The organism is Nesterenkonia sp. E16_10, from assembly GCF_017347085.1.
In the GTDB taxonomy this organism is placed as follows: Bacteria; Actinomycetota; Actinomycetes; order Actinomycetales; family Micrococcaceae; genus Nesterenkonia.
This window is the reverse complement of sequence record NZ_JADPSA010000041.1, coordinates 22,868-35,376: the sequence shown is the minus strand read 5'-3', so window position 1 is coordinate 35,376 and position 12,509 is coordinate 22,868. Positions and strand designations below refer to the sequence as shown.

Below are 12,509 nucleotides of genomic sequence, written 5' to 3'. Positions count from 1 at the left end.
CAAGCCGTATTCAACCGATCGTCGCAACAGTCTGTTGTTGCAATGAGCGTAGTTGATCGGCGAAGGCCTCAGCTGGGGTGCGCCAGCCCAGTATGCCTCGAGGCCTGTTGTTCAAGGCCGTGGCGATGGCTGCGATCTCATCGGCGTTCCATCTGGAGAGATCAGTACCTTTCGGGAAGTACTGCCGCAGGAGACCATTGAGGTGTTCGTTGGATCCACGTTGCCAGGGACTCTTCGCGTCGGCGAAGTAGACGGGCAGTCCAGTCTCTCTTGTCAGCAGCGCATGAGCAGAGAGTTCTTTTCCCCGGTCCCAGGTCAAGGACCGGCGCAACTGTTCGGGCAGCGGGGTGATCGATCTCGCCAGTGCGTTCTTCATGGTCAGTGCGCCGTAGCCCGCCAGTGCCGGGCCGTTCTTCGTCGGACGGATCAGCCCGTATCCGGTCTGGCGCGGTAGATGAACCAGCATCGCGTAGCGGGTAGTGCGCTCGATCAAGGTGGCGACCGCTGAACGCTTCAACCCGATGATCAGGTCCCCTTCCCAGTGCCCGGCGATCTTACGGTCTTCGACCTCCGCAGGGCGCTTGTTCAACACTGTTTCCTCGGTGACGTGAGCCCAGGCTTGTTGCCGGGTTCTCGCCCGCGGCATCCGCTTAGCCCGGCCTCGGCGCAGATGCCAGGACTGCTTGCGCTCAAGGCCGCCGCGGCCCTCGACGTATAACGCCTGGTAGATCGCCTCATGAGAGATGCGCATCGATTCATCCTCGGGAAAGTCGAGGCGAAGACGCTGAGCGATCTGCTGAGGACTCCAGCCCGTGACCCATTCTCGGTCACCGCGGTGAGGTTTGTTCTTACCTCCCCAGACCGGCCCGGTGGGGCCGACGATCTCACCATCGGCGGTGAGGATTTCACCGCTGAGCTTGTCCTGGACGTACTGACGTAACTGGTGGTGGGTGACCATCTTCGCGGTCTTGGGCCGCTTGGCTCTGCGTTCTGCGTGCCACTGAGCCGTTGATGCCTTGTACTCCAGTCGGTAGGTGCGAGTGGAGGCGTTGCGGCGCAGCTCCCGAGAGATGGTCGACGGGCTGCGGCCCAGCCGCTTCGCGATGTCCCGGACTCCGACCTGTTGGGCTCGCCATAGCGCGATGTCCTCACGCTCCGCGGAGGAGAGGTATCGTCCGGAGGTGGTGGGTGCCAGTCGTGGATTCACACCACCAGCATGCTTGAACCAGCGGTGAGCTACCGGCTCTGAAACCCCAGCGGCGACCGCGGCTTCTCGAGTCTTCGCGCCGGCCGCGATAGCTTCCCAGAAGCGGACTCTGTCCTGACGCCAGGCGATGCTGGGGCGTCCTGGCGAGAACATGAGCCCTCGTTCTTCCCTGATCTTCTTTTGTCTCGGGCTAGTGCCCATCGAACACCTCTATCGGGTAGGTGTTGCGACGATCGGTTGAATACGGCCAATACACCTCGGTGCGCTTCACTGAGCATTTAGAGATCGAAGGCATTCGTCCTTCGATCGGCACCGTCGGTGATGCCTATGACAACAGCCTGATGGAGTCCATCATCGGGTTGTTCAAGACCGAGTGCATCCGCACTGATGTCTTCCACGAGGGCCCCTGCCGTCAGCTGGCCGACGTCGAGTTCGCCACAGCGGGTTGGGTCGATTGGTCGAACAACCGTCGCCTTCACGGGACGCGGGGAAACCTGACCCCGGTAGAGTACGAGCGCGCTTACTACGCAGCTAATGTGAGTGAGCCGCAGCCCGTTTAACAGCGGCAGAGAACCTGGGGCGCTTCAATCGAAACTTGATCCACATTGGGGTCGGCGATCACGAAAGAGTATTGACCTCAGACAAGTACGTGGAGGATTAGACCCCATTGAGCAAGATGCTGCGAAACCCCAGAGGAGTTCAGGTGGACAATAGGGAGATAAATCCTGTGCCCCGGTCGTCTACCCACTTCGTCAGACTGACGGCGCTGATGTTAGCGGTGGGCTTGATAACGGCCTGCTCAGATGCACGGTCAGAGCCTGTTAATAACGGAGACTCTGGTGGTGGGACACAACAACAGGGTGACCAGGCTCAGCAGGAATGTGGCGATCAAGCAATGGTGGACTGGAACGAAGGCCTAATACAGAAGGAACAGGTCGCGGAGATCGAGTACGTAGTCTCGGTGATGCGAGAGCATTTCGGCGATGAGGTGGTTCGTCTCGATGGTGGTGAGTGGGATATGGAGAGGTTCTTGAACTGGCCGGGGATCCCGTATCCCAGTCACCGCGATCCCGATCATTACTACTACGAAGTCGAGTTCGACTTCTCTACCGTGGAGGCCAATCAGGACACCCAGGAGAAGGCGTTAGCGGTGTTAGAGGAGATCGGGTTGAGCCCGAACGGAGAACAGCCCACCGCCTATGACCCTGATCGGCGTACTCCTCTCGATGTCACGGGTGGGGCAGACGACGGCGGGCGAATTTTCAGGATTGAGCAGTTAAATCCTGAGGCGGAAATTGCAGCTAGCTTTTCGACTCGTCACTCTGATCACTCAAGCATGCACGAGGCCCACGAGGCGAACTGGGAGGACTGAACCCGCCCTCACGTTCTAGTTGGTGCTCCTCCGGTACAGGTAGCTTGGCATTAGAGGCTCACCGGGTTTTTAGGGTTGCAACGCTGCGCCAGCAGCTCATCGAGTGAGTGAAGTAAACATGTCGGTGTCAATAGTCCTTGTTGTGAATCCATCACTACTATCGCTGAGACTTTCAGGTTCCAATTGAAGGCGATAGCCCGGGGTCCATTAGATGTCCGCAAGCCGCTGGTCTATCGCGCAGGACCATCTATGCTGCGTCACGCGCGTAAGACTGGGTTAGAAGTCGATTTGAAGCGCCCTGGGTTTCATTCCGTGGTTAGACCACCGCGGGCGCGGCTGTCAGTGACTGAGTGTAGGAGGCTTCCACTTCCGCAGGAGTTCGGTAACCGAGGCTTTCATGCAACCGACGGGTGTTCCACCACTGCACCCAATCCATCGTGGCTATCTCCACAGCCGTGACCGAGGGCCAGATGCGACGAGAGTGAATGATCTCTGCCTTGTAGAGACCATTCACAGCTTCAGCGAGAGCATTGTCATAGGAATCCCCGACCGACCCGACTGAAGCTGCGACACCGTAGTCAGCCAACGTCTCGGTGTAGCCAGGCTGACGTATTGAACGCCTCTGTCCGAGTGATGAACCAGCTGCCCATCTCGCAGACGAGCATCAGTGCTCAGCAGCGCGTGTTCCAAAGCTTGCAGCGGCAGTGCCTGGGTGTGCAGGGTGGCCGCCACCGCCCAACCAACGATCCCACGGGTGCAGGCATCGGTGATGAACGAGACATAGCAGAAACCGGTCAGAATCCGAACGTAGGTGATGTCAGCAACCCAGAGCCGGCCCGGCTCCTGGGCGAGAAATTTCCGCTTTACCAGGTCGGGCCGATGATCGGGCTTCATGGAAGGCCGAGTTGTGACCGGTCTGCGGCCTCGTCGAACACCGTGCAGGCTTGCGGACCTCATCAGCCGAGCGACCTGATCCCGACCGACATCCCAACCAGCACGCCGCATGGCATGCCACATCTTGCGATAGCCGTAGACGCCATAGTTCTCGGCGTGAATCCGCTGCAGCTCCTCGGCCAGGACCGCATCGCGCAGACTCCGATCGGAAGCTGGACGGGTCTTCGCGGCGCGATAACCGCGAGAAGTGGTGAACCCACACTGCGTCGCACTTAGTGTGCGGCAGATGACCTCGACCCCGAACTGATCCCGGTGCTTGTCGATGAAGCGGATCATCTCATCGTGGGGCGGTCGAGTTCCGCTGCGAAAAAGCCGAAGCCTTCTTGAGGATCTCGTTGGCGCGTCGGGTTTCGGCCAGCTCACGGCGGAGCTGTCGGTTCTCTTCCTCCAGGCTTTGGCTACCGGTCACAGTCGGCACGCGGGGGCTGGAGGACTCCGCCCGATTGCACCAGTTTCGAAGGGTCTCGGGGGCGCAACCCAGGGACAGAGCCACCGCTCGGATCGAGGCAGCTCTGGGACCGCCTTCTGCGGCCTGACGATCGAAGACCAACCGGACCGCTCGGTCACGGCACTCGGGGTGAACTTCTTGGGCATGTTCCAATTTTCCTTGGTGAGACTCGGAACGAAACCCAGGGCGCTTCAGGACGGACTTAGCTCAGGGTCGGCGCGGAAAACGGGCCGCATATTCTCCATGGCCCTCGACAGTGCAGTTCAGGACCGGCTGATCGCGCGAAATCCGATGGAACACGTCAAGCTGCCGAGACCAGGTCAGCCACGGCAGGGGATGAGTCTTAGTAGAGATCAACTGCACGCCCTCGCAAACACCATGAGCGACGACGCTGATCGGGCACTAACACTGGTGCTTGGATACACCGGGCTCCGCTGGGGCGAAGCAATCGCGCTCACCGTGAAAGCAGTGGACCATAAGCGGCGCAGACTGCATGTGAACCGGACCTACAGTGAAGCCGGGGGGTCTATCCGCGAGGAGACTCCCAAGAGCCATGAAGCGCGCTGGGTGCCCTTCCCGCCTTTCCTGAGAGGCGAGCTGGAGCATGTCGGCATCGGGAAGGCCTCGGGCGCTGACATCTTCACCAACGGGCAGGGGAGGCCACTGCACGGGACCAACTGGATTCACCGCGTCTACCGGCCAGCACTAACGCGCGCCGGGATTCCTGACGCCGAGAACCGTGTAATTCACGATCTCAGGCACACCTATGCGAGTCTCGCGATTCAGGCCGGGGCGAACGTGGAGCAGCTCCAGCGGGCAATGGGCCACGCTGATGCAACCATCACTCTCAACAACTACGCGGACCTATTTGAGGATGATTACGCGGATCTGGGGGACCGGTTAGAACCTACTGCGGACGCGCTGCGGACTAGAACACCTCCGGACAACGAAACCCCCGGCCAAAATACAATCTGACCAGGGGTTTCAGTGGAGCCGCCTGCCGGAATCGAACCGGCGACCTATTCATTACGAGTGCCGATCTAGGCGTGTCGCCGTAGGTCGGTGTACGTCGCTCACGGTCCTCTGACCTGGGGTTATGTGGATATTCTCCCTCGGTCTCCGTCGGTGTAGATCGTCGGTTGAAGACCAAAAAGGCCGTCAAAATGGCCGTCAAAACTGAATTACCCCTCTAGGCCACGCACCCGCTCCGCACGACTGGCCTCAGTGCTTCGTGGTCGCGAAAACTCCAGCTACGTCTGTTTTTTCCGCTGGCCGTAACCGATTCCCGCGCAGGCGAGGAGTACTGCCACCGTGACGATGATTGCAAACGTCCTCATGCCGCCGGACAATGTTGGCGCGAACACGGTGATCAGAAAAGAAATTGCTGCTCCGGCTACGATTCCTAACACTGCCCATATCCAGGTGGCATGCGAGTCTCGCTGCGACGCGTGCAGATTCTCCCAAGCATTGTCCACATCTGGTACGTCGACCGCGCTTGCACGCCTAAGGCCGGCCACCCTGACAGCCTCGACGCCTAGGTCCTGCGTGAACTTGTCCGTGCGGGCAACTATGGCCCTCTGTGCGCCATTCAGCACAAGGTTCACGGTGTGATCAGCCTTTACCGCTGCCCTAATGAGTTCAGCAGGACCCTCTCGGAAATCTGGCCCAGTGTCCGTTTCAGCGTTCGGTATTCTTGTCGTCGATGGCGTGGGGGAATCATTCATGAGCGCTCAACCCCCTCTTCGCTTCCGGGAAGAGTTTTTAATTCTGTGCGGCGCTGACTTAGTAGCGAACGCAATTCACCAAGGTCTTCCTCCCCATAAGTTTCGTCGAGATACCTAAGGAGAAGCTTTATCTGTCTGTGGTGGTTCGCTCGAAGCCTTCTTAGACCCTCGACTAGCTCCGGGGACTGGTGTGAATCCTTCCGGTCCTCAAGCTCATCCAATGTACTTAGGCTCTCCCACAGCAGGTTGAGCACTTCATGTGCAACCCTCCCATTCATCACCGAGGAGTACTTGAGCTCAGTTTCACGCAACCTCATTTGCTCGAGCAGATGATAACGCTCACGCTGCATCGCTCGTGATCTGAGCATGGTTAGCCAACCGGTAAGAGTCGCAACCAACGCGCCCGCGATTGCGGCAACTAGAGGCACAGACAATAAAAGGGGATCCATGAAGCTAAACCATACCTGGACCCGCATCCAGGCATCGACAAAAAGGCCGCGAGAATAGCAGTCAAGAATCTTGGTGGTACCCCGCGTACGCGACAAGCAGTAAGTCGTCGGCTTGCCTGATCGGCGAGGTAGTTAGCAACCAGGGTGTGGGGGTCAGTCCGTCATCTCCGCGTATCTAGAGAACAGGACTTCTTGCCGCTGCGCCTCCGTCCGACAACTTCTCTTCGCCCCGAACGCTCTGTCTACGAGTGTGTCCAACTTGGCGTGCGCTTTAAGAAGTGCGGGGTCCATTACGTGCGGGTTGTAGTGCTGGGCGAGGGAACGCTCAGGGTGCAGCTCTCTGGCGTCGAGCACGGCCTGACCTGCGCCAATTAGCCCTTGCCGCAGATCCGAACTCATGCTCGGAAGCGGGAGGTTGTTCCACACGATCGTGTTGGAGAAATTTAGGTCGGCCTTGAGTCGTCCACCTACGGTCTTCTGCCAGGTAATGAACATCGAGGAACTCATCACCGCGAATGCGAATCCGTCTGGGTCGGCGGTCTTGAAGATCTTGTTCCCAGCGATGACTTCGGGTCCCAGTCGGGCTACGGTCGCGAAACGTCGGTTCTCGCTGAATACTGCGGGCGTAGCGAGGTACGTTTGGCCCGGCTGCGATCGCTGTCCGAACAAGTGCGGGGTATCGGCCATCTTTCGAGTTGAATCCGCGGAGCTGTTAAGTCGGAACATGCGGACTGCGTCGATCCGGTCTCGCAGTATCTTGCTCTTCTGTAGATCGCTCGGATCAAGGTCTTCCATCCAAAGGCACCAGCGATCTTCCGCGTGGATTAATTCGCGGCCCATCTTGAACCGACGGAGATACTTGGCGGCCGCAGGGTCTGCAGCGACTTCTTCGTAGTCCTCGGGCTCTACGATCAGGTCCGCCCCGCGCGGCATGCTGCCGAAGGTGAAAGCTGGCAATTCGGGGGACATCACAGTCCTCCGCTGCTCAACGAACGTTGCTGGACCATCCACTAAGTAGCCGTTGATGTTGCTCGCCCTATGCTCCTCGGGCTCCCCACGGACACTGGGATACTCGAACAACCTAGGGGCGGGCCTGGTGTCTTTGTCGAATCCGACCACCGTGCAGTAGACCGATGCTGCGTTGGGAGCCTCTGAGGTCCAGGCAAAAGTTCGGTGCGCAAATCGGATGCGCCACCCTGCCTCGAAGACTGGCCGGAAAAGCGCCGGCACGGGCTCTCCCTGAGTAACGGAGTTCGTGGATACGAAACCCCAACGCCCTCCCGAGATGTCCCTGAAGTAATCAATCGACTTCTTGTACCACCCGGTTACGTAGTCCAACCGACCGATATCTTTGCGGCTCCAAGCGTCACGCAGCTCCTGAGCTTGCTCTGACGACCGAGTCGAGTGTCCGAGGAACGGCGGGTTGCCGACAATGGTTACATCGGCAGAGGGCTCGAGGACCTGCGTCCAGTCGATGCGCAACGCGTTGCCGGTGTGTATGGTTTCCACCTTGTCCAGCGGCAGTAGTTCTGGCGCGTGTCCAAGCCGAACAGCCATCTCCTGGTTAGCTTGGTGTTCGACAAGGTGCAGGGCTGTCGCGGCGATACGGGCAGGCCAGTCTTCGATCTCGATGCCGTGAAAGTTGCGAACTCTGATTTGGACCTGATCATCGAGGAACGCTAGCCCCTCGTCCTCTAGAGCCGTAGACTTTCGCCCTCGCTCCCGGTCTAGCTTCTGAATTCGCTCGAGAATTCGCAGCTCCAGGTCGCGCATCCTTCGGTACGCGATCACAAGAAAGTTGCCACAGCCGCACGCTGGGTCGAAGAACTGCATTCGACCCATGCGCTGACGAAGGTTGCGGAGCGCCTTCGGTTGGTTACTTTTCTCGGAGAACTCCGCTTCCAGCTCGTCTAGGAACATCGGTCCTATCACGCGCAGGATATTGGCCTCCGTGGTGTAGTGCTCGCCGAGTGAACGCCTAGCCTTCTTGTCCTTCACCGCCTGGAATAGCGAGCCGAAGATCGCGGGGGAGATGGTCGACCAATTGAAGTAGCAAGCCTCAATCATGCGGGTGCGCATATCTGAGGTGAAGAAGGGTATGTCGACCCGTTCCTCGAATAGTCCACCGTTGACGTACGGGAAGCGGGCCAAGAGGCCGGTCATATTGGTCTGGCGCTTGGTCTCGTGTGTGCGCAGTACTTGAAAGAGGAGGTTCATCTGGGAACCCAGATCTCCGCCGTCCTCGGCTGTCCGGTTCTCGAGAAACTCTAGGAAGAGGTCACGTTCCCACAGGCCGGAGTCGTCGGCGTAAAGAGCGAACAGTGTTCGGACCAAAAATACTGAAGCTTGGTGGTCGTCGTAGCCTGACCCGCTCAGTCCTTCGTAAAGCGACGCCATAAGCTGTGCGGCTTTGATTGAAGCGGTCTCTCGCTCGTCCCACGACACGTGCCTCTCGCCGTAGCCGGCTAGGAAGCTGAGCGCGTCGGCGTGCTGTTTGAAGTCCTCTAGCCGCCACTGGACGACGTCGTCTGCTCCGCCACGAATATCAAGGAGTCGAAAGGTTTTGAAATCGCTGGTCAGGATATAGCTGGGCATCTCTGCATCTGAGAGGCCGTTGAGATAGTCGAGCGCCTGTCGCTCTGCCTCTTCTAGATCCCGGCCTTCGGATTTCATCTCGATGGCGAGCTTTCCGGGCACCAGCGCGTCGATATATCCCTGTCGGCCGGTCGACGTTCGCTTCGCGCGCATCTCGTAGAACGCCGCGCGAGTTTCAGTCAGACCGTAGATCTGCAACAAGCCTCGGACGAACTGCTGGCCCCACTGGCGTTCGTCGCCTGGGATGTCTTTCCAGTCGTGCGCGAACTTTGCAGCCCAGTTCCGGATTTCTTCGAATGATCGCGCCTTTGACATGCGGCTCAGCCTATATGGCGTAAAGCACACAGTCCCGACACAGGTTCCCAGCTCCCGTCCAGAAATGCGAACATGGCCGTTGACGCACGGCACGTAACTGAGAAGGAACCACCGAATATGAAACTCGGCAAGAACCACACCTCTGTCCTGGCCGCAGCTGCGCTCGGCGGTCTGCTGCTCACCGCCTGCACCGGCGTCGAAGCTACCCCCGACGCGGACGAGGGCACCGTGGCTCCTCCTCGCGCGGCCGCGCCCATAGATGACCCGGCCCATACTCATGAAGAAGTCACCGTCGAATGCTCCGACCCCGAAGCCCTGGCAGCCAACGAGGGCCACGCTCCTGCCGGCTGGCCTCAGGGCTGGGATGAAACCGGCCCCATGCCCGACCCTGAATGCCACCCTGACTTCATCGAAGTCCGCAACTGGGAGTACCTCGAAGAGTTCGAGGGCGAAGGAATCGAGACCAGCACCTTGACCCGGTCCGCAAGCGCCACCGATGACTCCGTGAACGCGCAGCTGTGGGAGCAGTCCCTGGCGCGCGCCGAATGGTCGCCCTCCGCCAACTAGGTCCCGCTACCAACGAAGAAAAGGCCGGCCCGCACCTAGCTTGGATAGCTGCGTGCGGGCCGGCTTATTACATTTCAGGCGCCCCTGACCGCTAGAGGTCAACCGCGCTCAAGCTGCGCGATGTGGGCGTAAACGGAGCTGTCGAACCGGTAGTTGATGTAGTGGTCCGTGTATCCGCGGCGCCACACCGACCAGTACCGGTTGCGGGTGCCGATCGGCTGCCAGTAGGTGCGGCCGAGGGTATCCACGCCGCCGTAGGTGGGCGCCCAGCGGGCTCCGACCATGTCGATGGTGCGGTAATCATAGTGCGTGCCCATCGTGCCCCAGGCGCGGAGCTGCTGGCCGTTGTGCCGCCACTGGTAGCGGGAATCGCCGCTGCTGCTCAGCGTACTGAACGCCGGTTCCTCGAGCTGCGCGGTCTGCAGCTGGGATTCCCCGTCCTCGGGCACCTGGCGCCCGAGTTCGTAGGTCTCCGGGTCGAGGTAGCCGAGGGCCGTCGCGGCCTCCTCATCGAGCGCCACCTGCGTGTCGATCAGCCCGTGAACGGGGACGCCGCCGATGTTGACCGCGGTGTTGAGGTCGATGACCCCGTCCCACTCCGGCCGGTAGCCGACCTCATAGGCGCGATCGACAAGTGCTCGGCAGCCCTCGCCCTCGGTGAGCTTGTCCGCCACCTCGGTGAGGGCTCGAAGCACCTTGTTGTGGCCGACCCTGTCCAGGGTTGCGCCGTTCGCGGTAGCTGCTCCGGTGTCCTTGCTGGTACCCATGCGAGTCCTTTCTTAGCGTGGTGCCCCCGCGGGGTGTCCGCGGGGGCTCTACTGGCCGAGCTGCCCCGGCCAGGGTCTGTGGCGCGAACCCGGCCGGGCTCACTTCAGGTCGGGCCGCTCCTCGGTGGTCACGCCCTTCACCTTGGGATCCTTCGGGGTGTTGCTCGCGGCAAGCTCCGTGCCACCGGTGCCCAGCAGCAGCACCGCGGCCTGCAGGTACTGCTCCGCCTCCTCGGCCGTGATGAACCCGTAGATAGCGGCGATCGCCAGCAGCGCCGCAGCGCCGTGGTAGATGCCCTTCCGCGCCCGCGGGCTGCCGATCCCCTTATTGGGGGTGGTGTTCTCTGCCATGCTGTTTCTCCTCCTACTGGTATGCGTTGCGATTACCGTTCATGCGCTGCGTCAGCGCCCACCAGGTGGCCGGTCCTGGCTGCCCGTCTGCTGCGCCGCTGTAAAGGCCCTCACCGGCGAGGACGACCTGCACAGCCGCCCAGATCGACGCCGGGTTACCGAAGGCCCCGTTGTTGCCGTGGCGCAGCACGTTCCGCTGCCGTGCCGCTGCCGGGTGGCGCGCCTGCACCCACTGGCGCAGCAGCTCCTCATGGCCCCACTTGGTCGTGCTGGTGGGGGTGAACCCTGCCCGCCGGATGTACTCGAACAGCGCCCCCGAATGGCTGGCCGGCACCGCCTGGGGCCAGTTGTCCAGCGGCGCTCCTGCGGTGCTGCGGAACGGGTTGCTGCGGGCGAGGAACACCTGCGGCAGCGGCCGTCCCGGCCAGGTGGTGTCACCCGCCCGGGTGCCGTCGTTGGACGAGGCTGCCGAGCTGCCCGGGATGGTCAGCTCCTGGCCCGCCCGAATCAGGTCCGCGTTGGAGATCCCGTTGCGCTTCACCAGCACGGCCAGGCTGGCGTCGTTGGCGTCGGCGATCGCGCTCAGCGTGTCCCCGGCCTGCACCGTGTAGGTGCCTCCGGACGCGGCCGGGGTGGTGCCACCGGTGCTGGTGCCGAAGCTCAGCCGGGCGGCGTCAACGTCGCCCCGAACAAGCGGGCCGGCGCACGCGGTGGACTCGCCGGGCAGGCGCCCGTGGTCCCGCGGGGTGGTGCGCAGGTTCGGGAACCCGTTGGCTTTCAGGTGCCGGCCGAGGCTGCGGAACGCTGCGCGGGCTGCGGCGCTGGGCCGCTCACCGTTGCCCACGATGAACAGCACACCGAAGGTGCGGAAGTTGTGCCCGCCTGCGTGCGCTGCGGCATGCGTGGTGCCGGCCCCGTCGAGGGTCCGGCCGGCCTGGTCGATGACGAAGGGGTAGCCCAGATCGGCCCACCCGTTGCGGTCGATGTGCATCCGTCGCCACGCCCGGATCGCGGCTGCGGTCTCCGCCAGCGTCGGCCGGGGCCCGTAAGTGCGATTGCCGGCTGCGGGCCAGTGGGGGACCAGCTCCTCAATGTCGGCCGGGTCAAGCAGCCGGCCTGAAATGCGGGGGAATCCCTTTTGGGTAGTCGTCCAGCGGGTGCGAGACAGAATCGTCGCCATGGTCACTCGCCACCTTCCCGGGCGGCGCGGATTTCCGCCTCCGCCTCATCGTCTTCGGTGTCCGGGATCGCCACATCCTCAATTTCGAGGTCTGCGGCCTCCTCCGGGCTGTCGGGGTCGGGCCCGTCCTGGTCCATGTCGTCGAGGTCGGGGGTGGCCACGTCCTCATCGGTCTCAAGGTCGGCCGGGTCCAGGGCGGATACGTCGTCGGACAGTTCCTCCTCGGCTGGCAGCTTCGGCATTAGCTCCTCCTCCTGATGTGTTTCGGGCATGAAAAAACCCCCGCCAGATGGTCGGGGGTCGGGGGTGGTCTTAGACGCCGTCGGGTCGGTCCGGCGGCGGCGGTCCTAGCTTGTTCCAGATGTGGAATTCCAACAGGTCGATGTGGCCGGCCTGCTTACGGATCACCACGGCGTCCGCGCGGCGCCCTTCCCACATCTCGGTCATGCGACGGTCAAGCCGCAGGTTGCGCTCCTCCAGCTTGTGCAACCGGCTGTACAGGTGCCCGATCATGGCCACTAGGCCGGCGAGGACTGCGGCGCCGACCCCGAGAACGGCGGTCAGTGTCTGGTTGTCCATC

At 61.5% G+C, this 12,509-nt stretch carries 12 protein-coding genes and 2 pseudogenes; 4 read left to right on the top strand and 10 right to left on the bottom strand.

Annotated elements, in window-relative coordinates; genetic code table 11:
- Positions 1-10: 10 nt before the first annotated feature.
- Positions 11-1,408, bottom strand: coding sequence for an IS30 family transposase (locus tag I2487_RS13195; RefSeq protein WP_207172894.1), 1,398 nt, complete (start codon positions 1,406-1,408; stop codon positions 11-13).
- Positions 1,409-1,455: 47 nt separating this feature from the next.
- On the opposite strand from I2487_RS13195, the pseudogene I2487_RS13190 reads away from it, so the two are divergent.
- Both I2487_RS13190 and I2487_RS13185 read left to right on the top strand, forming a co-directional pair.
- A pseudogene (locus tag I2487_RS13190) lies at positions 1,456-1,767 on the top strand (integrase core domain-containing protein); the annotation flags it as partial.
- A gap of 107 nt (positions 1,768-1,874) precedes the next feature.
- Positions 1,875-2,579, top strand: coding sequence for a hypothetical protein (locus tag I2487_RS13185; RefSeq protein ID WP_207170613.1), 705 nt, complete (start codon positions 1,875-1,877; stop codon positions 2,577-2,579).
- Between the two features lie 316 nt (positions 2,580-2,895).
- Here I2487_RS13185 and I2487_RS13180 read toward each other — a convergent pair.
- A pseudogene (locus I2487_RS13180) lies at positions 2,896-4,127 on the bottom strand (IS3 family transposase).
- 97 nt (positions 4,128-4,224) lie between these two features.
- Here I2487_RS13180 and I2487_RS13175 point away from each other — a divergent pair.
- Complete coding sequence (locus I2487_RS13175) at positions 4,225-4,956, top strand: tyrosine-type recombinase/integrase (protein ID WP_207170612.1); 732 nt, start codon at positions 4,225-4,227, stop codon at positions 4,954-4,956.
- Between the two features lie 275 nt (positions 4,957-5,231).
- Here the strand turns inward: I2487_RS13175 and I2487_RS13170 are convergent, their stop codons facing one another.
- The 3 genes from I2487_RS13170 to I2487_RS13160 all read right to left on the bottom strand — a co-directional run bounded on the left by I2487_RS13170 (position 5,232) and on the right by I2487_RS13160 (position 9,064).
- Positions 5,232-5,705, bottom strand: coding sequence for a histone H3 family protein (locus tag I2487_RS13170; RefSeq protein WP_207170611.1), 474 nt, complete (start codon positions 5,703-5,705; stop codon positions 5,232-5,234).
- Entirely contained in the window at positions 5,702-6,022 is a 321-nt protein-coding gene (locus I2487_RS13165; protein ID WP_207173062.1) for a hypothetical protein, read from the bottom strand. The genes I2487_RS13170 and I2487_RS13165 overlap by 4 nt, the downstream gene beginning before the upstream one ends.
- A 285-nt stretch (positions 6,023-6,307) precedes the next feature.
- Positions 6,308-9,064 carry a class I SAM-dependent DNA methyltransferase gene (locus tag I2487_RS13160; protein ID WP_207170610.1) on the bottom strand — a complete coding sequence of 919 codons (2,757 nt, stop codon included), beginning with the start codon at positions 9,062-9,064 and terminating at the stop codon, positions 6,308-6,310.
- A 117-nt stretch (positions 9,065-9,181) separates the two neighbouring features.
- Here I2487_RS13160 and I2487_RS13155 point away from each other — a divergent pair, with 117 nt between their 5' ends.
- Positions 9,182-9,631: a hypothetical protein gene (locus I2487_RS13155; protein ID WP_207170609.1), complete on the top strand. Its 450-nt coding sequence runs from the start codon at positions 9,182-9,184 to the stop codon at positions 9,629-9,631.
- A gap of 98 nt (positions 9,632-9,729) precedes the next feature.
- Here I2487_RS13155 and I2487_RS13150 read toward each other — a convergent pair whose 3' ends face one another.
- From I2487_RS13150 to I2487_RS13130, 5 genes are all read right to left on the bottom strand, one after another.
- Positions 9,730-10,398 carry a hypothetical protein gene (locus I2487_RS13150; protein ID WP_207170608.1) on the bottom strand — a complete coding sequence of 223 codons (669 nt, stop codon included), beginning with the start codon at positions 10,396-10,398 and terminating at the stop codon, positions 9,730-9,732.
- 99 nt (positions 10,399-10,497) lie between these two features.
- Positions 10,498-10,749 carry a hypothetical protein gene (locus I2487_RS13145; protein WP_207170607.1) on the bottom strand — a complete coding sequence of 84 codons (252 nt, stop codon included), beginning with the start codon at positions 10,747-10,749 and terminating at the stop codon, positions 10,498-10,500.
- A gap of 13 nt (positions 10,750-10,762) precedes the next feature.
- The gene (locus I2487_RS13140; RefSeq protein WP_207170606.1) at positions 10,763-11,929 is read right to left on the bottom strand and encodes a LysM peptidoglycan-binding domain-containing protein; all 1,167 of its coding nucleotides are present in this window, start codon (positions 11,927-11,929) and stop codon (positions 10,763-10,765) included.
- 2 nt (positions 11,930-11,931) lie between these two features.
- Positions 11,932-12,171 carry a hypothetical protein gene (locus I2487_RS13135; protein WP_207170605.1) on the bottom strand — a complete coding sequence of 80 codons (240 nt, stop codon included), beginning with the start codon at positions 12,169-12,171 and terminating at the stop codon, positions 11,932-11,934.
- Positions 12,172-12,241: 70 nt separating this feature from the next.
- Positions 12,242-12,508: a hypothetical protein gene (locus I2487_RS13130; protein ID WP_207170604.1), complete on the bottom strand. Its 267-nt coding sequence runs from the start codon at positions 12,506-12,508 to the stop codon at positions 12,242-12,244.
- Between the last annotated feature and the right edge of the window lies 1 nt (position 12,509).

Coding starts and splice junctions, on each gene's coding strand:
- I2487_RS13175 (WP_207170612.1), top strand. CDS start 4,225: ATGGCCCTCGACAGTGCAGTTCAGGACCGGCTGATCGCGCGAAATCCG.
- I2487_RS13130 (WP_207170604.1), bottom strand. CDS start 12,508: ATGGACAACCAGACACTGACCGCCGTTCTCGGGGTCGGCGCCGCAGTC.
- I2487_RS13150 (WP_207170608.1), bottom strand. CDS start 10,398: ATGGGTACCAGCAAGGACACCGGAGCAGCTACCGCGAACGGCGCAACC.
- I2487_RS13135 (WP_207170605.1), bottom strand. CDS start 12,171: ATGCCGAAGCTGCCAGCCGAGGAGGAACTGTCCGACGACGTATCCGCC.
- I2487_RS13195 (WP_207172894.1), bottom strand. CDS start 1,408: ATGGGCACTAGCCCGAGACAAAAGAAGATCAGGGAAGAACGAGGGCTC.
- I2487_RS13145 (WP_207170607.1), bottom strand. CDS start 10,749: ATGGCAGAGAACACCACCCCCAATAAGGGGATCGGCAGCCCGCGGGCG.
- I2487_RS13165 (WP_207173062.1), bottom strand. CDS start 6,022: ATGAGGTTGCGTGAAACTGAGCTCAAGTACTCCTCGGTGATGAATGGG.
- I2487_RS13140 (WP_207170606.1), bottom strand. CDS start 11,929: ATGGCGACGATTCTGTCTCGCACCCGCTGGACGACTACCCAAAAGGGA.
- I2487_RS13170 (WP_207170611.1), bottom strand. CDS start 5,705: ATGAATGATTCCCCCACGCCATCGACGACAAGAATACCGAACGCTGAA.
- I2487_RS13155 (WP_207170609.1), top strand. CDS start 9,182: ATGAAACTCGGCAAGAACCACACCTCTGTCCTGGCCGCAGCTGCGCTC.
- I2487_RS13160 (WP_207170610.1), bottom strand. CDS start 9,064: ATGTCAAAGGCGCGATCATTCGAAGAAATCCGGAACTGGGCTGCAAAG.